The organism is Streptomyces chrestomyceticus JCM 4735 (genome assembly GCF_003865135.1).
GTDB classification, from domain to species: domain Bacteria; phylum Actinomycetota; class Actinomycetes; order Streptomycetales; family Streptomycetaceae; genus Streptomyces; species Streptomyces chrestomyceticus.
This window is the reverse complement of record NZ_BHZC01000001.1, coordinates 1,539,197-1,562,675: the sequence shown is the minus strand read 5'-3', so window position 1 is coordinate 1,562,675 and position 23,479 is coordinate 1,539,197. Positions and strand designations below refer to the sequence as shown.

Below are 23,479 nucleotides of genomic sequence, written 5' to 3'. Positions count from 1 at the left end.
CGGAGGCGGGCGCGCGGCGCCGCCCCCGGAACCGCCGGCCGGGACGTCAGGGAGCATCGGGCACCGGGAGACCACACGCGCGTCTCGCCTTGTTGAGCTGCTCCTCGGGGTCGCCGAAGGCGCTCCACGGCATACGGGAGGCGTACGGGCCCATGGCCGTGAACACCGCCCGCGCCTCGAAGGCGCACCGCGCCATGTGCAGCGCGTGCGCCAGATAGGCCAGGTCCAGCACGGGAGTGAAGCGGTAACCGGCGACGTGCGGCAGCCAGTTGCGGTAGACGCTCAGGGCCGTGGCCTTCCACTGCGGTTGCTCCCAGGTGCGTTCCGCGAGGAGCGAATCGGCGTTGTAGCCGTCCACCAGGGCCACCAGCGGCAGCAGTCGCAGCGGTGAGGAGGCCGGGGCCCGCTGGCTGAGGAACGCGGCGACGTCCCAGGACGCGTTCGCCTCGCCCCCGTGGCGCGGGAAGAAGAACGACAGGAAACGGTGGTGGCCCTCGCGGTTCCAGGGGTCGAGCCGCAGGATGTGGGAGAAGAGCCGCCAGGGGCCGGGCGGCGCGGTGAGCAGTCCTTGCGGAGCCGGGTCGCGGGGCTGTTGCAGGCGGGCCAGGGTCAGTTTGGCCGACCACGGGGTGGGGTCGTCGGGCGCCGCCTCGGCGGCGCGGTCACAGGCGGCCACCGCGATCCGGCCGAGGGCCTCGGCCCGGCTGTCGCCGCCGTCGGCCGCGCGGACCGCGCGCAGGACCGCGACGCGCGCCCACAGCAGGGCCGCTTCCCGGCCGCCGGGTTCCTCGGCCAGCCAGCGTTCCGCCAGGTCGGAATCGGCCGCTTCGGAGGCCAGGACCAAGGAGCGGTGTGCGCGTACGCCGTGGTCCCCGCGCGCCTCCTGGAGGATTTCGCGCGCGCCGAAGTAGCGGCCCGCCCGGATGTCCACGCAGGCCCGCGCGAGCGGGAGATCATCGGCTGCCGGATGCCACACGTACTGCCCCTCGAATAACCCAGCGGTCATGTCCCCTGCCGCTCCTGCCGTTCTGCCGGTGAGGTCGGGCACCAGCACATTTTCAGCCATGCCGAAATCCACCGGTACGCACTGTTCCCCCAGTTCCACCGGCAGTGCCACACCCTACTCAGCAGCAACTCGGTTCGAAACTGGTGATCGGAATTACCTGATTCCGCATCGGCGGCGGGCGCGACATTGGCGGCGAAATCGGTCGATCACGCGGCGGCGAAAAATGCGCGGTATGCAATTGGCATATGCCAAGGCGGCGGAAGGGGGCTGTCGGCGCGGGTTCGGCCCGACTCGTCGCCACCTGTCCGTCCCGGGCCGGGCGGACCGGTATGGGCGGCGGGTCACCGTATGCCCCGTGCGGAGGCGGCGCAGGACGGTCCGTCGCCTGTTCACGCCTCGTCCGGCGACTCTTCACCCGGGTGTCACGGTGTCTTCCCACGGCCTCGTTCCTCTTGGAACACTCCAGTCGCGCCCGTACCCTCCCAGCCCAAGGGGGCATTTCAGCCATGCCAGAACTCGACCGGCGGCGGTTCCTGCAACTCACCGGCGGGGCCGCCGCGTTCTCCGCGCTGTCGCAGAGCATCGCCCGTGCCGCCGCCATTCCCGCCGACCGCCGCACCGGCTCCATCGAGGACGTCGAGCACATCGTCGTGCTGATGCAGGAAAATCGCTCTTTCGACCATTACTTCGGCACCCTGCGCGGCGTACGGGGCTTCGGCGATCCCCGGCCGGTGACGCTGCCCAGCGGCAAGCCGGTGTGGCACCAGTCCGACGGCAAGGGCAAGGACGTGCTGCCGTTCCGGCCGCAGGTCGAGGACGACAACCTGGGGCTGACCTTCATCGAGGACCTCAACCACGACTGGAAGGGCAGCCACCGGGCGTTCAACGACGGCCGCTACGACCAGTGGGTCCCGGCCAAGACGGCCACCACGATGGCGCACCTCGCGCGGAAGGACATCCCGTTCCACTTCGCGCTGGCCGACACCTTCACCGTCTGCGACGCCTACCACTGCTCGTTCATCGGCTCCACCGACCCGAACCGCTACTACATGTGGACCGGGTACACGGGCAACGACGGCAAGGGAGCCGGTGACCCCAGCGGCCCCGTCCTGGACAACGCCGAGAAGGGTTACACCTGGACCACGTACCCCGAGCGGCTGGAGGCGAAGGGGGTCTCCTGGAAGATCTACCAGGACATCGGCGACGGCCTGGACGCCGCGGGGAGCTGGGGCTGGATCAAGGACCCGTACCGCGGCAACTACGGTGACAACTCCCTGCTGTACTTCAACAGCTTCCGCAACGCCAAGCCCGGCGACCCGCTCTACGAGAAGGCGCGGCGCGGCTCGAACGTGAAGGGCGGCGGGAAGCTCCTCGACGACCTGCGGGCGGACGTCCGCGGCGGCCGGCTGCCGAAGGTCTCCTGGATCGCCTGTCCCGAGGCGTACACCGAGCACCCGAGCTGGCCCGCCAACTACGGGGCCTGGTACATCTCCCAGGTGCTGGACGTGCTGACCTCCGACCCGAAGGTCTGGGCCAAGACGGCGCTGTTCCTCACGTACGACGAGAACGACGGCTTCTTCGACCACGTCGTCCCGCCGTACCCGCCGGCCGGCGCCGCCCAGGGCCGGTCCACCGTCTCCACCGAACTGGAGCTCTACCCCGGCGGCGGGGGCCTCCCGGCCGGCCCGTACGGCCTCGGCCAGCGCGTGCCGATGCTCGTCGTCTCCCCTTGGAGCACCGGCGGCTACGTCTGCTCCGAGACCTTCGACCACACCTCGATCATCCGCTTCATGGAGCGCCGCTTCGGGGTCGCCGAGCCGCACATCTCGAAGTGGCGGCGCGCCATATGCGGCGACCTGACCTCCGCCTTCGACTTCAGCCGTACGGGAAGGCCGGGCGCGCTGCCGGACACCGGCGGCTACACGCCGATCCACCCGAAGCCCGCCGACTTCCACCCCGCGCCGCCCGCCGCCGGCAGCCTGCCCAAGCAGGAGCGCGGCACCCGCCCCACCCGGCCGCTGCCCTACGCCCCGTACGTGGACGGTGCCGCCGACACCGCCGCCGGGAAGTACCGCCTGACCTTCAGCGGCGGGGACGCCGCCGGGGCGCACTTCTACGTGACGGCGCCGAACCGCGGCGACGGCCCGTGGACGTACACCACCGAGCGCGGCAAGGCCGACTCCGACAGTTGGAACACGGCCTACTCCAACGGCACGTACGACCTCTCGGTGTTCGGCCCGAACGGCTTCCTGCGGACGTTCCGGGGGCCGGGCAGGACGGCGGGCCCGGAGGTGACCGCGCGGCACAACGGAGCCACCGGCAACCTCGACCTGGTCCTGACCAACACGGGCGACGGCGCCCGCACCCTGAAGGTCACCGACGCGTACGGCGGCACCTCCAGCAGCGTCACCGTGCGCCCGGGGCAGCGGGTGACCCACACCGTGGACCTGCGGGCGGGCAAGCGCTGGTACGACGTGAGCGTGGTCTGCGACGCGGACCGCACGTATCTGCGCCGGCTCGCGGGACATGTGGAGAACGGCGCGGCCGGGGTGAGCGACCCCGGCATCCATACGGTCTGAGCCGTACGGCCGCCCCCGCGCGCCGGGGGCGGCCCTGCGCGCTGGCCGGATCATGGCGGCTCCCGCTCGGCATGTACCGATATCGTGCCGACGCCTGATCACCCGTTCGAGGGAGAGAGCCCATGGCCAGGAACTCGGCAGTCCGCATGATGTGCGTGTGCGCGGGAGCGCTGTCCGTGGTCGCGCTGCTGGCGGCGGTGCCCGGCAGCAGCGCGGTCTCCGCCGGCCAGTCGGAAGCGGCCGAGCCCGTCGCGGCGCGCGCGGCACAGGCCGCCGAGGGCAAGCCGCGGCCGGACGCCCGCCACGTCGTCATCGCGGTGCACGGCGGCGCGGGCACCGCCCTGAAGCGCGAGGACACCACCCCCGCCCAGGAGAAGGCGTACCGCGACGGCCTGGCCGAGGCGTTGCGCGCCGGACAGAAGGTGCTGCGCGAGGGCGGCGGCAGTGTGGCGGCGGTCGAGGCCGCGGTACGCAGGCTGGAGGACAACCCCTTGTTCAACGCGGGCAAGGGCGCGGTGTTCAACGAGGACGCGGGCCACGAGCTGGACGCGTCGGTCATGCGCGGCTCCGACCTGGCGGCGGGCGCCGTGGCCGGGGTCCGCAACGTACGCAATCCCGTCTCCGCGGCCCGGCTGGTGATGGAGAAGACCAAGCACGTACTGCTGGCGGGCGAGGGCGCCGACGACTTCGCGGCCCGCAACGGCCTGCCGGTCGTCACCCAGGACTACTACTGGACCGAGAAGCGCTGGCAGGAGCTGATGAAGGCCAAGGGGCACGCCAAGAGCCCCGGAGAGACGCTGACCCAGGGCACGGTCGGCGCGGTGGCCGTGGACGGGAAACGGGACCTGGCGGCGGCGACCTCCACCGGCGGCATGACGAACAAGATGACCGGCCGGGTCGGTGACTCGCCCGTCGTCGGCGCGGGCACGTACGCCAAGAACGGCACGGTCGCGGCCAGCGCCACGGGCGCGGGCGAGGTGTTCCTCCGGGGCGCCGCCACCGCCACGATCTCCGACCTGATCGAGTTCGGCGGGCGGGACCTGGCCGGTGCCGCGTACGAGGTGCTGGTCGAGCGGCTGCCCCGGCTGGGCGGCACGGGCGGGGTGATCGCGCTGAACGCCCAGGGCGTCTTCGACGCCCCGCACAGCAGCGAGGGGATGCTGCACGGCTACCTGACCGAGGACGGCCGCCTGGTCACCAAGGTCTTCGCGGACGAGACCCCCGCGAACCGGTGAGCCCGGCCGTACCGGCCCGACGGCGCCCGGTGGCGTGATCCGCTCGCTCCGGCCGCCGTCCTGACGATGGCTCAATAGGCCCTCTCCCTCCGGAACCGGAGCGGCACTACCGTCCCCCGACGCGGGGGGATCACTCTGGGGAGGGGATCAGTTACATGTTCTATCACTTGTTCAAATCCATCGTCCTGGTACCGCTGCTGCGGTGCCTGTTCCGCCCCCGAGTCGAGGGACTGGAGAACCTGCCCGCCTCGGGCGCCGCCATCATCGCCGGGAACCACCTCTCCTTCTGCGACAGCTTCCTGATGCCGGCGACGGTCAAGCGCCGGATCACCTTCCTGTGCAAGCAGGAGTACTTCACCGGACGCGGCGTCAAAGGACGGCTGACAGCGGCCTTCTTCCGCGCCTGCGGGCAGATCCCGGTGGACCGCTCCGGCCGCAGCGCGGGCCAGGCCGCCGTCGAGGCGGGCGTACGGGTGCTCGACAGCGGCGAACTGCTCGGCATCTACCCGGAGGGCACCCGCTCGCACGACGGCCGGATGTACAAGGGCAAGACCGGCGTCGCGGAGATGGCGCTGCGCACCGGCGCGCCGGTGGTGCCGTGCGCGATGATCGGGACGTTCGAGGCCCAGCCGGCCGGGCGCCGGCTGCCGAGGGTCGTCCCGATCACCATCCGCTTCGGGGAGCCGCTGGACTTCTCCCGGTACGCCGGGATGGCCGACCAGCGGCTGGTGCTGCGGGCCGTCACGGACGAGATCATGTACGCCCTGCTGAAGCTGTCCGAGCAGGAGTACGTCGACACGTACGCGGCGGAGGCCAGGGCCCGGACCCCGCGGCCCGCCGTACCGGCCGGCCGCGCGAGCTGACGGTGCGTCACCGGCCGGCCTCCGTGCCGCTCACCCGGGGTGAGCGGCACGGCCCGTACGCCGGGTCAGCGGGCCGGCGTGCAGGTGGCCTGGACGGACTTGCGCGGGTCGCTCTCGGAGCGGGCCTTCAGCACGACCCGGCCGTGCCGGGCGGCGCCCGGCTGCGCGGTGACGGCGACCGGGACGCTCACCGTGCTGCCGGCCTTCGCGGTGGCGATCCGGTTCGGCAGCCAGGCGGACCAGCCGCGTCCGGTGGCGGCGGCCGAGAGCCGGTACACGTCGGAGTCCAGATGCGCGCCCCCGTTGCCCGGGCGGCCGGTGTTGGTCAGCGGGAAGGTGCACACCGCCCGGCCCTTGGCGGCGTTGCCGTACGCCGTGCCGTGCCGCAGGTGCGCGCCGCGGCGCTGCGGCCCCGCGCCGTCCAGGGACCGGACGGCGACGGTGTAGCTGAGCACGCCCTTCTTGTCCCGCTGGATGTCCAGGACGTAGAAGTGCAGCCGGTTGGCCCGGTCGACGTACTCGTAGGCGCTGCCGGAGTCCGCGCCCGCGTGGAACAGCGCGTCGCTGAGCTGCCGGTAGTCACCCATGGTGATCATCTGCGGGGTGCCGTCGGGGCGCCGGAAGTCGACCATGCCGATGTCCTCCGGGTGGGCGTCGATCACCCACGCGAACGGGGCCCGGTCCTCGTTCTTGGTCTTGGACAGCAGCACCCCGTTGTCCGGGGTGAAGGAGTCCATGCCCATCCGGTCGACGACCTCGACGGTGTAGTTGTCGTAGCCGCCGCCGTCGCACAGCGGGTCGGTCGTGGTGGAGCAGGCCGGCTCCAGGTCCCGGCCCAGTGTGATGTTGACGCCGGACAGGCCCTTGGCACCGGGCGGCGCGGAGCGCGCGGTGACCTTGGCGACCGCGACGCCGGACGTCTTCAGCGCGTCCCGGTCCAGCCGCAGCACGTTCTTCTCGTCGACGATGCCGAGCTTGAGCTTGTCGCGCAGCACGTGCTGGGAGCCCATCGAGGCGCCGTTCTGGGCCGGTATCTGCCAGCGGGTGTGCGGGCCGCCGGGGCCGTTGAAGGAGCCGCGCGAGAGCATGCTCCAGATGCCGGTGTAGGCCCGGCGCAGCGGCGTGCCGTACGGGTTGTTGTAGTTGTCCGCGATGCCCAGGATGTGGCTGAACTCGTGGGCGTACACGGCCATGCCGGAGCTCTCGGCCTGGGTGGAGGAGCCCGTCTCGGCGTTGGGCCAGATGCGGGCGGCGGCCTTCCAGGAGGTCCACGGCACGTACCGGGTGCGGGCTGCGTTGCCGCCGCCCTGGACGGGGGACGGTGGGCCCCACGCGGCCGGGACGTCCTCGGGCTTGGCGAACTTCATCTGCCCGAACTCCTGCCAGGCGGCCGACTCGTCCTGGCCCGCGGTCAGGTAGAAGATGAAGTCGTACTTCTTGGTCTCCGCGTCGCCCACGTCGGCGACCCAGGCGGCCTTGCCGTCGGTGCGGATGTTCTTGCCGCAGTTGTCGCCGACGGGGCAGGCGCCCGGGTTCATGCCGGGCTCGATGCCGTACTGGTACGACTTGAACGGCATCCGGTAGACGCCGAAGGACGTCAGTTCGACACCGAGCCGGCCGCCGGAGTCCTCCATCCAGTACTCGTTGATGGTGTGGCCGCGGTTGAGCTTGCCCGGCTTGTTCAGGAAGTCCCGGTAGAACGCGGGGACTTCCGCGCGGGGTATGTCGTGGGCGCTGGGCTGCGGGTTGCCGAAGACGGACGAGCCGGCGGGCCTGGTGACGCTGAACTCCTCGTCGGGGTAGTCCAGCAGCACGAGCGCGCCCTTGAACATCCGCTTGGTGGGCTTGAGGGCGGGGTCGGCCCAGTTCGTGCCGGGGACCGCGCGGTATTCGGCCCACGTCATGTCGTCGGGATTGCGCCAGTTCTGCGGGTCGACGGGCTGGACGAGCGGGGCCCGGACCGCGGGCGCGGCCTCGGGGGCCGCCCGGGCGGGTCCGGCGGCGACGGTGGCCAGGACACCGAGGAGCAGAGCCGGGATGCCCAGTCTGACGGCCCTGCCGCGGTATGGGCGGGCCGGTCTGTGGGGAAGGAACAAGGCGCACCTCTTGTCTGTGATCTCAAGCCCGGGACATGACAGGTGATCGAACAGAATTCCTACCCCCGACAAGGTAAGGCGGGGGACCCAGTGACGCCAGAGTGCCGTGAGGAGCCGATGATGCCGCGAACGGTCCGTGACCGGCACGGTCACGTGATGTCGGAGACCAGCGCGGAAGCCCTGTCCCATTACGAGGACGCGCTGCGCGAACTGCTCTTCTTCCGCGGTGCGGTCGCCACCGCGTCCCAGGCGGTCCTCCAGGCCGCCCCGAAATCCGTCATGGGCAATGTCCTCGCGGCCTACCTCGGCCTGCTGGGCACGGAGGAGAAGGAGGCCACCGCGGCCAAGGCGGCGTTCACCCGCTTCACCGACTGCGTACGCGCCGGGCGGCCGACGGACCGCGAACGGATGCACCTCGCCGCCGCCTCCTCCTGGCTCGACGGCGACATCCACCGCGCCGGACATGTGCTCGGCGAGCTGACCGTCGCCTTCCCGCGCGACGCGCTCGCGCTCGCCGTCGGCCACCAGATCGACTTCCTCACCGGTGACGCCGCCCGTCTGCGCGACCGCGTCGGCGGCGCGCTCACCGCCTGGCCCGAGGACGACCCGCACTACGGCCACCTCCTCGGCATGTACGCCTTCGGACTGGAGGAATCCGGCCACTACACCCGGTCGGAGGAGACCGGCCTCGCAGCCGTCGAGCGCAACCCCCGCGACGTGTGGGGCATCCACGCGGTCGTGCACAGCTACGAGATGCGGGGCCAGTTCGCGGAGGGCATCCGCTTCCTGGACGCCCGCATGGAGGACTGGGCCTCCGGCAACTACCTGAACGTGCACAACTGGTGGCACTACTGCCTCTACGCCCTCGAATCCGGCGACACGGACCGGGCGCTGGAGATCTACGACGCCGTGCTGCACCACGAGGAGTCGCCGGGCCTGGCCATGGAACTCCTGGACGCCTCGGCCCTCCTGTGGCGGCTCCTGCTGGCCGACCGCGGCGCCGGTCCCCGCTGGGACCGCCTCGCCGACGCCTGGGCGGCCCGCCAGGACCCGCCGTACTACGCCTTCAACGACGTGCACGCCGTCATGGCGTACGTCGGCGCCGACCGCATCGCCGACGCCGAACGCCTCGTCGAGGAGCGGGCCGCGTGGCTCGTCCGTGCCCGGCCCCAACTGTCCAACGTCGCCATGACCGCCGAGGTCGGCCTGCCGGTCTGCCGCGCCCTGATCGCCTACGGACAGGGCAGGTACGGGCAGGCCGTCGACCTCCTCACCCCCGTCCGCCACCGCCTGAACACCTTCGGCGGCAGCCACGCCCAGCGGGACGCCGTACAGAAGACGCTGCTGGAGGCCGCGCTCCGCGCCGGACGCGACGACACCGCCCGCACCCTGCTCAGCGAGCGCATCAGCCTGCGCCCGGTCTGCCCGTACAACTGGCTGGCCCAGGCGCGCCTCGCCGACCGGCTCGGGGAAGCGGCCAAGGCGGCCGCGGCCCGGGCGCGGGCCGCCGAACAGGCGGCGGCGGGGGCCGCGGCGCTGGCGCGCTGAGGGGCGGAGCCGGCCCCCGGACGTTCTTGATCGATTTCACGCTGGCCCGATGCGCCCCGTACCGGTCATCCTTGTCCCGTACGGGTGCGGTCCCGCCGAACCGGCCGGACCGCACCCGTACGAGCAGCCCGACCATCGGCCCACCAGCACAGGAGCACGGACACATGACGGGGAAGAACGCCTGGATACGGGACGTCCGCCGGGGGCCGCGGCCCGCCGCCCACCTCATCTTCTTCCCGCACGCCGGGGGATCGGCCTCGTACTACCGCCCGTTCGCCGCCCACCTCGGCGAACATTTCGACGTGTCGGCGATCCAGTACCCGGGACGCCAGGACCGGTGGAACGACCCGTTCGTCACCTCCGTGGAGGGCCTCGCCGATGAGATCGTCGGCTGCCTGAGCCCGCACGACACCACCCCGCTGGTGCTGTTCGGACACAGCATGGGCGCGTCCGTCGCCTTCGAGACCGCCCGGCGGCTCGCGGACCTCGGGCGGCCCGCGCCGCGCCGGCTCGTCGTCTCCGGCCGCCGCGCGCCCTCGATGTTCCGGGAGGAGAAGTACTTCCACCTGGGCACCGACGCGGAACTCCTCGCCGAGGTGGGCCGCCTGGACGGCACCCACAGCCAGCTCCTCGACGACCCGGACATGGTGAACCTGATCCTCCCGGCGATCCGCAACGACTACCGCGTCATCGAGACGTACCGGCCCGCCGCCGACGCCGTGCTCGACATTCCGCTGCTGTGCCTCACGGGCGCCGCCGACCCTCGCGTGACCCGCGAGGAAGCGGCCGCCTGGAAGGCGCACACCGTCGCCGAGTACCGCGAGGAGACCTTCGACGGCGGCCACTTCTACCTGGCCGACCACCCGGCCGCCGTCTGCCGCGCGGTGGAGTCCTTCGTCTCGGGGGAGTGACACCGGAACCGGGGCTCCCGGCCCGCCTGCGGGCCACGGCGGCCGGCAGGCGGGTCAGGCCGCGAACGTGACCGGCAGGTGCGTCAGACCGCGCATCAGGCGGGTGTGCCGCCAGGAGAGTTCGGCCGGGGGCGTGGCCGGCCGCAGGTCCGGGAAGCGGGTGAGGAGGGCCTGGAAGGCGATCCGGGCCTCCAGACGGGCCAGCGGGGCACCGAGGCAGTGGTGCGGGCCGTGACCGAAGGACAGATGGCCCGCGGCCCGGCCCAGGGTGACGGTGTCGGGGTCGGGGAAGCGGGCGGGGTCGCGGTTGGCGGCGCCCGGTGAGACCAGCACCACGTCGCCCGCCGCGATCTCGGCGCCGCCCAGGGTGAGCGGCTCGGCCGCGTACCGGAACGTGGCCGTGGTGATCGGGGAGTCGTACCGCAGCAGCTCCTCCACGGCGTCCGGGACGAGCGCGGGCTCCTGGCGCAGACGGGTGCGGAGCGCGTCGTCCTGGAGCAGCGCGAGCGCGCCGTTGCCGATCAGGTTGGTGGTCGTCTCGTGACCGGCGACGACCAGGAGGACGGCCAGCGAGACCAGCTCGAACTCGCTGAGCCGCTCGCCCTCGTCGCGCGCGGCGATCAGATCGGTCAGCAGGTCGCGGCCCGGGCCGTCACCGGCTTCCGCCGGCCCGGCGGCCCGTTTCTTTCCGATCAGTTCCGTCATGTAGTCGCTGATCGCGTGCGAGGCGGTGTCGATGGTGTCCGGGGCGCCCGCCGCGAAGAGGTCGTTGGACCAGCCGCGCAGCGCGGCCCGGTCCTCGCGGGGCACCCCGAGCAGGTCGCCGATGACCTCGATGGGCAGCGGTACGGCGAAGTCCTCGATCAGATCGGCCGTACCGCCGCGCGCGGCCATCCGGTCCAGCAGACCGTCCGCGATCTCGGCCACCCGAGGCTCCAGACGGGCCACCGCGGCCGGCGTGAACGCCTTGACGGCCAGCCTGCGCAGCCGGGTGTGGCCCGGCGGGTCGGTGGCCAGCATGGTGGTGCTGACGGCCGGGGCCAGATCGCGCTTGGACGGCTTGTCGGCGAAGTAGCGGGCGGTGTCCTTGGAGAGCCGCGGCTCCGCCATCGCGGTACGGGCCTCGGCCCACCCGGTGACCAGCCAGGTCGCGCCGTGCGGCCCGGACCGTACCCGCTGGACGGGGCCGCGCTCGCGCAACGCGGCGAGCAGCGGGTACGGGTCGCGGAAGAACTCCGGTGATTCCATGGGGTGGCTCACGTGTGACCTCAGATTCCTGCGGCGGGCCGGGACGGTTCGGACGGTGCGGGGCCGGCGCCGGACGCCACGAAGGCGTGCGAGACCCGGCGCAGCCAGCGGGCCTCGTCGAACAGATCGTTCAGTTCGGGGCGGGTCAGGGTGGCGTCCTCGGCGCTGACCGCGTGCGCGGGGGCGCCGCCGTCGCGCCGCGACTCCAGCGCCGCGGCCAGCACCGCCGCCTCGACCCCGGCGTCCAGTTCCCGGGCGTCGGCCCCGCCGGACCGCAGGCGTTCCTCGGCGGCCCGGCGCACCTCGTCGCTGCGGTGCGGGCGCAGCGCCAGCATTCCGTCCCGTATCTCGATCACCCGGCGGTAGAGGCGGAACTCGGGGTCGGGCGCCGCGTACCGGTTCTCGGTGGCGGTGAGCTGGATCTCCGGGACCGCCGCCGTCAGCGCGGCCCACAGCGGGTGCAGCCCGCGGTGGAGCTGCCACAACTGGAGCCGCCGCCAGGGCCGGGCCAGAGCCGGCCCGACGGCGGGCAGCAGTACGCCGATGACCAGGAGCAGGCTGCAGATGGCGGGCAGGCCGACGCTGAAGGTGCAGGTCGCGGGCGTCACCAGGGAGCTGCACAACTGCTCGGGCGGCAGCCACCCGGCGTCGGTCCACAGGCCGACGACATGGACGATCTTGTAGCCGATGTAGACCATGCCGAGCGCGCAACCGGCCGCGATGACGCGCAGCCCGGCGCGGAGGCTGGTGCGCGGCGCGTGCCGGGAGTAGCGCAGCGCCTGGCGCAGCAGGTCGACGATGGCGGCGCCGAGGTGCGCGGTGAACACCAGGACGTAGATGTTGAGCAGCGGCTCGGTGCGCGGCAGTTCGCCGAAGGTGGGGGCGCCGGGGGAGTCGTCCACCGGCGAGGCGAAGAAGAGGGCGGCCATCGCGACCAGGACGACGCCCAGCGAGACCAGCCGGTGGCGCGCCTTGCGGTCGGCGTCCGGCGGCTCCTCGTTGAAGCGCAGCAGCAGGATCGAGATGCAGGTGGCGGCGGCCAGCGTGCTGCAGTTGCCGAGCAGCCGGCCCAGTTTGGGCGTGACGACGCTGAGCGCGTCGCCGACGGCCGGTGTCAGGAACACCAGCGAGGCGCCCAGCCCGGTCAGGAACCCGCACAGGGCACCCAGGCCCCGCGGCCGCGGCCGGCGCAGCAGCGGCCGCGCCTTGTACGCGGCGGCCAGCAGCAGGACGGCGGCTATGGAGAGGAAGAGAACGTTGACCATCTGGGGTGTCTACCGTCGCTTCGGGGAGCCGAAGACGTCGTCCATCCGGCTGAGGACCTCGGCCTGCTGGGACGTCGCCGGGCGGCGGGCGGGGGTACGGTCGGCGCGCCGCAGGATCAGCGAGGCGATCATCTCGGCCTCCTGCTCGTCCTGGTCGCTGTAGTGGCTGCGGCCCAGGACGGATTCCACCGACGCGGGGTCGAGGTCGGGGACGAGGGCGTGCGCGACCTCGCCGGAGAGCAGGTTGGAGTGTCCGCTGAGCATGTGCCCGACCTCGTGCAGCACGATGTGGTCGCGGTGCAGCGCGGTGGTGGCCGCGTCGTAGAAGACATAGTCGGCCCGCCGCGTGGCGATCCACAGACCGCACGGCCCGGCGGGCGGCGTGACCTGCGGCTCCAGGTGGATCGGACGGCCGCGCTGTTCGGCGAGCCGGTCCAGGAAGGCACCCAGCTCGAAGGGGCGGGGGATGTGCAGTCCCCGCAGCCGGTCCGAACAGTCGGCAAGCACACGGTCCGGTCGCCGTGTGAACTTCATGGCGTGCTCTCCTTCGGCCTCAGCCATGAAAGGTACACGTGCCATTCTCATGCAGCGCCGGATGGCCCCTCCCGGGCGGGGTCGTGCACGGGCCCGCGGGCTGCCGCGGTCCCGGCCGTCCGGCCGGGAGAGGGGCGGGGCGATGTCCGGGGACGGCGCGGGGAGTACGTCGGTCAGGGTCATGGATCAGCGGGCGGTACGCCAGGATTCTCCTGAGTTGCCCATCGGATTCGCCGCTCCGTTGTTGCCCGTGGTGCTGCCGACGTCCGGCAGCCCTTCCAGCTTCCGTACGCGGTCGATCATCTCCAGCACGGCCGTACGGGACTCGGCGGACATGTCCATGAAGCGTGCGGCCATCGCGATGACCCCCGCGTCCTGCATGGCCTCCAGCAGCTCCGGGGGCTGGTCGGTCCGGTCGGCCGCCGCGCCGCCGGAGCCCGCGTCCTGCTGGTCGTGGAAGTACGCGGCGGGCACGCCGAAGTACTCCGCCAGCGCCTCGATGTGGCGTTTGGTCGGGTTGTCCCGCTTGCCCTTGCGCAGTTGCCAGATGTAGTTGCCGGAGATCACCTGCTCGCCGGCCCTGATGTTGATATCGGTGGCGACGTCGTTCGCGGACAGCGACTTGCCCCGCTCACGACTTCGTTCCTGGAACAGCCGGTCCAGCTTTTCGGCCAGGCTGACCGGCCCGCGGTCCTCGTCCCCCATCGCGCCGCGCTCCTCTCAAGGCCAAACGTGAGACTTCCACTGTAGTGGTCCGGTCGCCGGGACGGATGGGCGCTCCCTCCCGTGCGGGCTGGCACGCTCCGCCCGGACCCTCTATTCTTCACACCTGAGTCAAAGACTCTGGTGTGACGCGGGGCGGACAGTTCGGACCGGCACGGGGGTGTGGTCCGAACCCGTCCGCAACCGCAGGCGGGGCCCGCCCCGTCTCCGGGGGAGCCCCACACGTACGCTCGCACACTCAGGCGCCGTCGCGCCCCGGCCGTGCCGCGGTCACTTCACCGCGCTGCGCTGCTTCCACTGGTCCCAGCTCTCCTGCCAGACCTCCAGACCGTTGCCGACATCGGTCTTCTTGGTGCTGGAGGTGTTCTTCACCTCGACCGTGGAACCGATCGTCAGGAAGTCGTAGGCGCGCTTGGCGTCCGAGGTGGTCATGCCGAAGCAGCCGTGGCTGTTGTTGACCACGCCGACCGACTTGTTCCAGGGCGCGGAGTGCAGGAAGGTGCCCGACGCGGTGAGATGCGTCACCCACTTCGAGTCCAGCATCCACTCGTTGCCGTGGCCGATGGTGGAGGAGTCCATCGTCTCGGCCGCGTTCTTGCTGCGTACGGTGTGCACGCCGCCGCGCGTCGGGTCCTGCGGCGAGCCCGCGGAGCCGCGGATCGTGTCGACGGCCTTGCCGTTCTCGTACAGGGTCATGCTGTGCGCCGTGACGTCGATGACGGCCTTGTGGTCGGCGCCGATGGTGAACCCGAAGTCGTAGTCGCGCGCGAACCAGCCACCCTTCTGGCCGGAATTGATGCCGCCCAGGCTGCCCTTGACGGACACCTTGGTGCCGGCCGGCCAGTAGGTCTTGGGCCGCCAGTCGACGCGGTCCTTGCCGCTCCAGTCCCTGACCCAGCCCCAGGCGCCCTCCACCTGCGGCTGCGTGGTGACCTTGAGGGCCTTCTGGATCTCGGCGCGCTGGTCCTTGGCGACCGGGTTGTCGAAGAGGATGGATATCGGCATGCCGGTGCCGACGGTCATCCCGTTCGACGGGGTGTTGGTGAGCTTGTTGACCTTCTCGGCCTGCGCGGTGGTGAACGTCGAGTCCGCAGCCGACTCCTTGCCCTCGCCCGACTTCGTCTTGGTGTGCACGGTGTACGTGGTCCCCGGCTTGACCTTGCCGTCGGACGTCCACGACGAGCCGTCCCCGGACAGCTTGCCGCTGACCTTGCCGCCCTTGTCGTCCTTGGCCTCGACGGCGGTGAGGCTGCCGCCGTCCACCTTCACGGATATCGGCGAGCCCAGCGCGGCGGACTTGCTCCCTGCGGCCGGGGTCACGGTCACCTTCGCCGCCGGCTTGTCCGACGTCGTTGAGCCGCCGTCCGCTCCGCACGCGGTCAGCAGCGCGGCTCCCGCCAGGGTGGCGGACAGCAGGACGGTGCGACGGGCTGATCTGACGTGCACGAGCGGTTCCCTCCGAAGCAACACAACAGGCGGTGGCGGGCACCGCCCGGCCTCCGGGGCGGTCACGCCGTCCCCCGGAGCCGGTTGCGGGCAACCGCCGTACATGCAGACGGGTGACACCGCATGATCGGTTGCCTGAAGAAACGGATATTTGTGTCACAGATCGGTACAGGTGTGCGCCGGGGTGCGGGCCCCGGGCGACCGGGTCACCGCCGGACCGGACCGAAGGCACGAAAAGCCCCGCCAGGCGTGGCCTGACGGGGCTTCGACGGCGGAACCGCCGGGGAGGGACTCTCAGCGCTCCGTGAGCTCGGGCCACGCACTGCTGAAGTGCACGACCCGCGTTGCGTCGGACAAGGGGGAGCCGGTGAGTTTCATGACCGCACGGATGCAGTCCATCGGCGAGAACCCCTTGTCCCGGAGCCGGCCCAGTACGGAATCCATGTCCGCGCCACTCGCCAGCGCCTCAGCCGCCTCGGCTTCCGCGGGGGCGCGCTCGGGCTCGCTGATCATGCTGGTTCCTCATTCCTCGGGGATCTTGAACTTCAGGTCGGGCCGGTGGCCGACCGGCCCGGACACCCGGACGCCCGCGATCCGCAATGTGCCCCCACCGTAGCCCTGCTTACGCAGAGACGGCAGAAGGTTCCGGCGGATCTCCTTCAGCATGAGTGCGGTGCCCTCCCTGCCGAGGGAGCCACGGCTCATTTTGCCCTGCCCGTACACGGCGATGTCCGACAGGGTGACCTCCAGGCCGGAAATACTCACCCCCGCCATCATTTCCATCGGGCCCTGCTCGGTTTCGATGACGTGGTAGAGGTAGGCGTCGTTGGCGAAATTGTTGATCCCGCACATTTCCTCGTTGTGCACCAGCACCGGGGCGGTGCCGACGAGGACGTAGTACGTGTGCAGACCGGCGACGGTGAGGTTGTAGGCAGGGGCCAGCCCGGTCCAGTGACGGATACCGGCGATCTGCGCGGTGCCGCCGTCAGGGGTGCGCAGGACATCGGCCGGAGTGAGCTCGGCCGCGTCCTTCCACTTCTTGCCGTTCTCGGTCCAGAAAGGGTGGCTGTCCGTCGTCGTGAGGGAACCGCCGCCGCTGTTCCTGTCGAGAGTGATGTCGGTGAACTCGCGGTCGTCGGGGGTGTAGATCGTGGCGTCGACACGGCGTGCGCCGGTGACCCCGCTCCCGGGGTCGGTGGCCAGGACCGTGTCGCCGGTCCTGATGTCCTCGATCGGCCGGGTGGTCCCGTCGCCCGTCAGGACCCGGGTACCGGCCGGGAAGCTGTGCTTGCCCGGTTTCCTCAGACACGGGGGCACCGCCCGGCCGAACCGTGTTCCCTTGGCGACGTCTTCGACGCCTTCGGCGGCCTTGCCGAGCAGCTTGACCTTGCCCACGGGAATCACGCCCGCGGCAGCCATGGCGCAGCCGCCCCAGCTGGGTTCCTTGATGCACCTCTCGATGTCGGCGGCGCCCGAGACCTCCCAGGCGACCTTGCCGATGAGCTTGACGAGTTCCGGGTCGGGCCGGGAGAAGATGACCTCGTACTTGTCGTGCTGCGTCACGCACGGCGGCACGGTGTCGCGGTTGTACGGGATGATGCAGGGCGTCTTCTTTTTCTTGGCGGCCTCGGCCTGCTCCTTCCGCAGAGCCTCGGCCAGCCGCTTGGCCTCGGCGATCTCTGCCTCACGCTTGCGCTTGACCTCGCTCCAGGCTTGGCTCGCGGCCTTGTCGGCCTCGTCCTTGCTCTTGCCGGCCGCGATCGCGGAGGCGCGGGCCTGTGTGGCGGCGTCGTCGGCCCTCCTGGCGGACTCGCGGGCGTACGTGGCGGAGAACTCGGCCTGCGCGGCGGACGCCTCGGCGTCGTCGGCGTCACGGTCGGCGGCGGTCGCCGCCTTGCGCGCGGTGACCGCGGAATCCTTCGCCCGGCCCGCACTGACGTCGGCCGCGTCGGCGGACCTCTTGGCGTCGGCTGCGTAGCCCTTGGCCGCGGCGGCGGACTTCTTGGCCTCGCCTGCCGCGGCGGCCGCTTCGTCCGACGCCTTACGTGCCACGGCGGCGGCTTCGGCGGCGCGCCAGCGGTTGGCCTGGGCTGTGGCAGCGATGATCTCACCTTCGGCCAGGAGCCGTTCGACCTGGGCGCGGTGGTGGCTGCCGAGGTCGTCCTTGCGGGCGGCCATGTACTGGCCGACCTGGATGAACTCGTGCAGCTCCTGCGGGGTGCCGGCCAGGGCCGTCTTGGCAGCGGCCTTGACTTCGTCGCCGGTGTCGGCGCTGCCGACGAGCTTGGAGGCGAGGACCTCTTCGTCGGAGCGGCGTGCGGAGTACTGGTGCACCTCCAGGAAGGTGGCCAGCGCCTTGCCGGACCCGTCGGCCAGGGCCGCCTTGGACGCCTCCTTGACGCCGGGGCCGCCGAAGTTGTTGACCTTGGAGACAGCGACGGTCAGGTCGGTCTTGCCGACGGCGTACTGACCGGTGGTGTAGAAATCGGCTGCTTGCTCAGGGGTGCCCTTGAGCGCCTCGGCGGCGCCCTGCCGGATCGAGGGGTACGGGCTCACCACGCTGAGCTGCAGAACCTTGTCACGGGCCTCTTCCAGGCTCGCCTTCTTCCAGCCGGTGCGGAGATATTCCAGCACGTCGGCGTCCGTACCTCCGAGCGCGGTGGCAGCGGCCTGCTGCTGCCAGGAACCGCGGAGCTTGAGGGCGTCCAGGGCCAACCTGCGCCCCGCAGCGGCGGTGGCGGCGACGTCCACATCCGGCTCGGCCGCCTTGGCGGCCAGCGCCTCGGCGGTGGTATCGAGGGCGCGCGCGTCCCTGGCCACGGTCGCGGACGCGGAGGTCAGCTGGTTCGCCTGGTCCTTCTCGGCACGGGCACGCTCCAGGTCGGCCGCGCTGCGGGAGGCGAGTTCCTCGGCCTCGACGTCGAGGGCGACCTGGTGGACCTTCTTCGCCGTTTCGACGGCGGTGGTGGCGGTGTCGGCGGCCACCTTGGCGGCATCGGCCCACTTGCGGGCGTCGGCGGCGGCGTCCGCGCTCTGACCGGCGTACTTCGCGGCGAGGTCAGCGGCGGCAGCGGCCTTGTCGGCGTGCGCGGCCGCGGAATTCGCCGCGTCACGGGCCGCGAACGCCTGCTGCGCCGAACGCCGCGCCAGGGCTTCGGCGTTGTCGGCGGCGCGATTCGCGGCGTTGGCATGCCTGCGGGCCTCGGCCGCCGCGTTACGTGCCTCGGCGGAATGGACACCGGCGGCCTCGGCGTGCCGGTTGGCCTCCTCGGCCGAGGAGGCGGCGGCGTTCGCGTTCGCGCCGGCGCTGCGTGAGGCGCTCGCGGCGTTGCCGGCGGCCCGGGACGCCTCACCGGCCCGTCGAGCGGCCTCGGCAGAGGTCCGGGTGAGGGCTGCCGCGTCACGGGCGGTGATCGCCGCCTTCTTGGCGGTGTCCGCCTTGCTCGCGTCCCCTGCTGCGGCGATCGCCGCCTTGTAGGCGTCGTTGGCCGCGTTCGCTGCCGCCGCGGCGGCGTTCGCGGTCTGCGCCGCGGCGAGCGCGGCGGTGCGGGCAGCCCGGTTCGCGGCGTTGGCGGCTCCGATTGCCTGTCGGGCAGCGGCTGCCGCGGCTCGCGCGGAGGCGGCGGCCTGCTGTGCCTTGTAGGCGGCGCGCTGGGAGTCCTTGCGGGCTGCTTCGGTCTCCTGGGCGGCCTTCGCGGCAGCTTCCTTCGCCAGTTCCGAGGCGGCGACCGCGCGCGCGGAGGCTGCCTCGGACTTCTTGGTGGCGGCTTCGGCCTGAAGACCGGCCTGCTTGGCCTGCTCGGTCAGCTGCGCGATTGTGGCGTGCTCTTGATCGCGATTGCGGGCGACGTACTGCCCGACCTCCAGGAACTCGGTGATGTCGTCCGCAGTGCCCTTCAGCGCGACCTTCCCGGCGGCCTTCATGTTCGTGCCGCCGGAGTTGATCAGCTGGGAGACCTCGACCTCGTTGTCGGTCTTCTTCGCTTCGTACTGGCCGGTCTCCAGGAACGCGGCGACGGCATCGGGCCCGGCCTTGAGTGCGGCCTTGCCTGCTTCCTTGACCCCTGGGCCACCGAAATTGATGACGCGGGAGGCTTCGACCTCGCGATCTTGCTCCAGCGGTTTCTGCCAGCCGCCGCGCAGATACTCGCGCAGTTCTCCAGGGGTGCCCCGCAACGCCGTCTTCGTCGCTTCGCGTACGGCCGGGCCACCGGTGTTGAAGATGCGGCTGGCATCGATGTAGTCGTCGTCGTACTGGATCGCGGGTGCTTCGTCGAGGAACTTGCGGATGTCGTCGTCCGTGCCCACGAGCGCCTGCTCGGCCGCCTGGCGGATGCCCGAACCGCCGAGTCTCCAAGCGGATACGGCCAGGGCCCTGTCGGGGGCGAGCGGAAAGTCCTCAGGGTCGTCCTGGGCGGACGCGGGCGCTGCCCCCAGCAGGCCCGCCGCCAGCGCGACGGACAGTACGACGCCGCTGAAGCTTCGTCGCGCCCTTCCCACTGTGCGGACCGGTGCTTCGGAACCAGTGCTTTCGGATAAGAGTCTTCGCCTGTGCATGCGGTGCTTTCTCGCTCGATGAGGCGTACCGCACGCATGAACCTCATGGAAAGTCGCGGCATTCAGTCGCTGCCGCCGTGATGCGATGACGGGCCGGCTTCTTGAGGTGCTCCTTGAGTGCCACGCGGCGGCCGCAGAACGCGGTGAGCTTATCCGCCTCCCGAGTCATGGGCGGGGGAGGGGAAGATCTGCGTGACACTCCGGGAAGTCACCCGTGATCGCTGAACGTCCTGCCGAGCCGTCCGGCAGCGGCACCCCCGTCAGGACGACGACGTGGCGGCCGGGTCCTCGGGGTCGTCCGCTTCGTCGTCCGAGGTGGTCCGGTCCGCCGTGTCCTCCGGAGTCTCGGCGGCGTGGCCGGCCAGGACGCAGGTGCGTTTGCGCTGGACGAACCAGTAGTACGTGAAGCCGCCGGCGGCGACGATGCCGACGAAGAGGATCGCGCCCCAGCGCAGGTACCAGTGCTGCGGGCCGGTCGCGTTGTAGACCTCGGGGCGGGGCCAGGCGAGGTTGGTGGCCATCGCGGTGCCCCACAGTACGGCGAGGATGTTGACGGGCAGGCCGAACTTGCCCAGCGAGAACTTGCCCTCGGCCGGTTGCCACTGGCCGCGCAGCCGTCGGACCAGCAGCGGCACGGTCACCATCAGGTAGGCGACGTAGATCATGATGATCGCGATGCTGGTGATCACCGAGAAGATCTGCGGCTGGTTCACATTGATCAGCAGGATGCAGACCGCGATGCACCCGATGATCACCGCGGGCGCCACCGGCGTCTGGAAGCGCGGGCTGACCCGGGCGAGCAGTGAGGAGGCCGGAAGGTTGGTGTCCCGGGCCATGGCGAACGCCAGCCGGATGCCGGCGGTGTGCACGGCCAGCGCGCACACCGTGATCGCGATGACCACGCACCACAGCATGATCTGGCCCATGGTCGAGCCGAGGGTGCTGAGTACGACGTACTGGAGCCCGTCCACGGACAGCTCCTTGGCGTGCAGGTCCGGGGTGGCCAGCAGGGCGAACAGCAGGATCAGCCCGCCGATGAGGAACGAGGCGAACAGGGCCCGCAGGATCGCGCGCGGCGCGTTGCGGCCGGGGTCCTTGGACTCCTCGCCGAGGGACGACGCCGTGTCGAACCCGTACATGACGTAGGCGGAGGCGAGGCACGCGGTGAGGAACGCGCCGAGGTAGCCCAGCGACTGGCCTTCCCCCAGCCCGTACGTCTCGGTCAGCGCGCTCGGCGGGCGGGTGATGTGCGCGGCCAGCAGCACGATCAGGGCCAGCGCGGCGATCAGCTCGATGGCCACACCGGCGGAGTTGATCTGGGCCATCAGCTTGACGCCGAAGGCGTTGACGAGCGTCGTGAACAGGACGAGGACGGCGCCGAGGAGCACCGCGTTGGCGGCGTGGTCGGTCCGTCCGCTGCCGTCGCCGACGAACTGGAAGAACGAGGAGATCTGCGGCAGCGTGACCTGGTAGGCGAGCGCCACGGCGGCCAGCGACACCATGGTCGCGGTCATCATCATCCAGCCGCCGAGCCAGCCCACGTGCGGCCCGCCCAGTTGCTTGGACCAGTTGTAGACCGAGCCGGCCACCGGGTAGCGGGCGGCCAGCTCGCAGAAGCACAGGGCCACCATGAGCTGGCCGCAGAAGACCATCGGCCAGGACCACCAGTAGGCGGGCCCGCCGTGGCTGACACCGAAGTAGAAGAGCTGGAAGGTGCCGGTGAGGATGGAGATGTAGCTGATGCCGGCGGCGAAGGTGTGGAAGTTGCCGAGGGTGCGTTTCAGTTCGGGCTTGTAGCCGAGTTCCGCGAGCGATTCGTCGTCGTCAGGGGTGTCGGTGGCGGCGTCGGTGTCGTCGGCCTTCGGCTTCTCGTCGGCCGGTTTTCCGGTGTGCGCGGCGCCGCCGTCCGCCGCGGGGCCGCTCACTCGAACCACCGCTGCGGCCGGGGCGCGGTGTTGCGCCAGACGTGCTTGGCCTCCTGGTACTCCCCGAGCCCGGCCGGGCCCAGCTCCCGCCCGACGCCGGACTGCTTCATGCCGCCCCACTCGGCCTGCGGTACGTACGGGTGGAAGTCGTTGATCCACACGGTGCCGGCCCGCAGCCGGGCGGCCACCCGGTGCGACCGCTCCACGCTCTGCGTCCACACGCCCGCGGCCAGCCCGTAGACGGTGTCGTTGGCCAGCGCCACGGCCTCGTCCTCGGTACGGAACCGCTCCACGGTCAGCACCGGGCCGAACGATTCGTCGCGGATCACCGACATGCCGGGGGAGCACTCGTCCAGCACCGTCGGCAGGTAGTAGAAGCCGTCCCGCAGCGCCGCGTCGTCGGGGCGCGCGCCGCCGCAGCGCAGCACCGCCCCCTCGGCCAGGCCCGCCGCCACGTACTTCTCCACCTTGTCGCGGTGCTGCGCGGAGATCAGCGGCCCGCTGCGGGCGTCCTCGTCGAACGGCCCGCCCAGCCGGATCGCGCGGGCCCGGCGCACCAGCTCGTCCACGAAGTCGTCGTGCAGCCCGTCCTCGACCAGCAGCCGCGCGCCGGCCGAGCAGACCTGCCCGGAGTGCAGGAACACCGCCATCAGCGCGTAGTCGACGGCCGTGTCGAAGTCGGTGTCGGCGAAGACGAGGTTGGGGTTCTTGCCGCCCAGCTCCAGCGCGATCTTCTTCACGGTGGGCGCGACGGCGGCCATGATGCTCCGACCGGTCACCAGGCCCCCGGTGAAGGACACCAGGTCCACCCGCTCGTCGGTGGTCAGCGGTGTGCCGACGGCGGCGCCGGCGCCCAGCACCAGGTTGGCCACCCCGTCCGGCAGCCCGGCCTCGGCCAGCGTCCGCATCAGCAGGATCGCGGTGTGCGGGGTCAGCTCACTGGGCTTGAGGACGAAGGTGTCGCCCGCGCCGACGGCCGGGGCCACCTTCCAGGCGGTCTGCAGCAGCGGGTAGTTCCACGGCGTGATCAGGGAGCAGACGCCGACCGGCTCGTACACCACCCGGCTGTCGACCTCCGGCTGCCCGGTGTCCACCACCCGGCCGTCGTTGCCGGAGGCGACCAGGCTGCCGAAGTAGCGGAAGCAGTTCGCGATGTCGTCCATGTCGTACTGGCTCTCCACGAACCGCTTGCCGGTGTCCAGCGACTCGGCACGCGCGTACGTGTCCTTGTCGCGCTCCAGCAGACCGGCCACCCGCAGCAGCAGCGCCCCGCGCTCCGCGGCCGGGGTGTGCGGCCACGGCCCGTCGTCGAACGCCGCGCGGGCCGCGGTGACGGCGGCGGCCGCGTCCGCCGCGCCCGCCTCGTCGACGGTGGCGACCAGCGTGCCGTCCGCCGGGCAGCGGATCTCGCGCACCTTCCCGTCGGCCGCGGCGGTCCACTGACCCCCGATGAACAGCTCCGGCATGGGTGAGCCTCCGTGCCTGTGCTCGCGGTCGGGCGGCCCGGCCGGACAGCCCGTGGTGACGATCTGTGCGATCTGTG

General features: G+C 71.5%; 16 protein-coding genes. 5 read left to right on the top strand and 11 right to left on the bottom strand.

Annotated elements, in window-relative coordinates; translation table 11 throughout:
* Positions 1–46: 46 nt before the first annotated feature.
* Positions 47–1,006, bottom strand: a complete 960-nt coding sequence (locus tag EJG53_RS06445) for a hypothetical protein (RefSeq protein ID WP_174856373.1) — start codon at positions 1,004–1,006, stop codon at positions 47–49.
* 506 nt (positions 1,007–1,512) lie between these two features.
* Between EJG53_RS06445 and EJG53_RS06440 the strand changes: the two genes are divergently transcribed.
* The 3 genes from EJG53_RS06440 to EJG53_RS06430 all read left to right on the top strand — a co-directional run bounded on the left by EJG53_RS06440 (position 1,513) and on the right by EJG53_RS06430 (position 5,683).
* Positions 1,513–3,585: a phosphocholine-specific phospholipase C gene (locus tag EJG53_RS06440; protein ID WP_125044034.1), complete on the top strand. Its 2,073-nt coding sequence runs from the start codon at positions 1,513–1,515 to the stop codon at positions 3,583–3,585.
* 122 nt (positions 3,586–3,707) lie between these two features.
* Complete coding sequence (locus EJG53_RS06435; RefSeq protein WP_244955012.1) at positions 3,708–4,820, top strand: isoaspartyl peptidase/L-asparaginase family protein; 1,113 nt, start codon at positions 3,708–3,710, stop codon at positions 4,818–4,820.
* Positions 4,821–4,975: 155 nt separating this feature from the next.
* Positions 4,976–5,683: a lysophospholipid acyltransferase family protein gene (locus EJG53_RS06430; protein WP_125044033.1), complete on the top strand. Its 708-nt coding sequence runs from the start codon at positions 4,976–4,978 to the stop codon at positions 5,681–5,683.
* Positions 5,684–5,748: 65 nt separating this feature from the next.
* On the opposite strand, the gene EJG53_RS06425 is transcribed toward EJG53_RS06430, so the two are convergent.
* Positions 5,749–7,779 (bottom strand): M6 family metalloprotease domain-containing protein, encoded by a 2,031-nt coding sequence (locus EJG53_RS06425; protein ID WP_125044032.1) that lies wholly within the window; start codon positions 7,777–7,779, stop codon positions 5,749–5,751.
* Between the two features lie 156 nt (positions 7,780–7,935).
* Between EJG53_RS06425 and EJG53_RS06420 the strand changes: the two genes are divergently transcribed.
* Both EJG53_RS06420 and EJG53_RS06415 read left to right on the top strand, forming a co-directional pair.
* Positions 7,936–9,327 (top strand): tetratricopeptide repeat protein, encoded by a 1,392-nt coding sequence (locus EJG53_RS06420; RefSeq protein WP_244955011.1) that lies wholly within the window; start codon positions 7,936–7,938, stop codon positions 9,325–9,327.
* A 164-nt stretch (positions 9,328–9,491) separates the two neighbouring features.
* Positions 9,492–10,238: a thioesterase II family protein gene (locus EJG53_RS06415; RefSeq protein ID WP_125044030.1), complete on the top strand. Its 747-nt coding sequence runs from the start codon at positions 9,492–9,494 to the stop codon at positions 10,236–10,238.
* A 54-nt stretch (positions 10,239–10,292) separates the two neighbouring features.
* On the opposite strand, the gene EJG53_RS06410 is transcribed toward EJG53_RS06415, so the two are convergent.
* The 9 genes from EJG53_RS06410 to EJG53_RS06370 all read right to left on the bottom strand — a co-directional run bounded on the left by EJG53_RS06410 (position 10,293) and on the right by EJG53_RS06370 (position 23,402).
* Positions 10,293–11,498, bottom strand: a complete 1,206-nt coding sequence (locus EJG53_RS06410; protein WP_167515067.1) for a cytochrome P450 family protein — start codon at positions 11,496–11,498, stop codon at positions 10,293–10,295.
* 8 nt (positions 11,499–11,506) lie between these two features.
* The gene (locus tag EJG53_RS06405; protein WP_125044029.1) at positions 11,507–12,751 is read right to left on the bottom strand and encodes an MAB_1171c family putative transporter; all 1,245 of its coding nucleotides are present in this window, start codon (positions 12,749–12,751) and stop codon (positions 11,507–11,509) included.
* Between the two features lie 9 nt (positions 12,752–12,760).
* On the bottom strand, positions 12,761–13,285 hold the full coding sequence (locus EJG53_RS06400; protein ID WP_125044028.1) for a hypothetical protein: 525 nt from the start codon (positions 13,283–13,285) through the stop codon (positions 12,761–12,763).
* 186 nt (positions 13,286–13,471) lie between these two features.
* On the bottom strand, positions 13,472–13,990 hold the full coding sequence (locus tag EJG53_RS06395) for a helix-turn-helix domain-containing protein (RefSeq protein ID WP_174856372.1): 519 nt from the start codon (positions 13,988–13,990) through the stop codon (positions 13,472–13,474).
* 288 nt (positions 13,991–14,278) lie between these two features.
* Positions 14,279–15,454 carry a L,D-transpeptidase family protein gene (locus EJG53_RS06390; protein WP_125044027.1) on the bottom strand — a complete coding sequence of 392 codons (1,176 nt, stop codon included), beginning with the start codon at positions 15,452–15,454 and terminating at the stop codon, positions 14,279–14,281.
* Positions 15,455–15,748: 294 nt separating this feature from the next.
* Positions 15,749–15,967, bottom strand: a complete 219-nt coding sequence (locus EJG53_RS06385) for a hypothetical protein (protein ID WP_031002417.1) — start codon at positions 15,965–15,967, stop codon at positions 15,749–15,751.
* A gap of 9 nt (positions 15,968–15,976) precedes the next feature.
* On the bottom strand, positions 15,977–19,954 hold the full coding sequence (locus EJG53_RS06380) for a polymorphic toxin-type HINT domain-containing protein (RefSeq protein ID WP_244955010.1): 3,978 nt from the start codon (positions 19,952–19,954) through the stop codon (positions 15,977–15,979).
* Between the two features lie 317 nt (positions 19,955–20,271).
* A complete protein-coding gene (locus tag EJG53_RS06375; RefSeq protein ID WP_244955009.1) occupies positions 20,272–21,936 on the bottom strand; it encodes an APC family permease in 1,665 nt (554 codons plus the stop codon).
* Complete coding sequence (locus EJG53_RS06370) at positions 21,933–23,402, bottom strand: aldehyde dehydrogenase family protein (RefSeq protein WP_125044025.1); 1,470 nt, start codon at positions 23,400–23,402, stop codon at positions 21,933–21,935. The genes EJG53_RS06375 and EJG53_RS06370 overlap by 4 nt, the downstream gene beginning before the upstream one ends.
* Positions 23,403–23,479 lie beyond the last annotated feature (77 nt).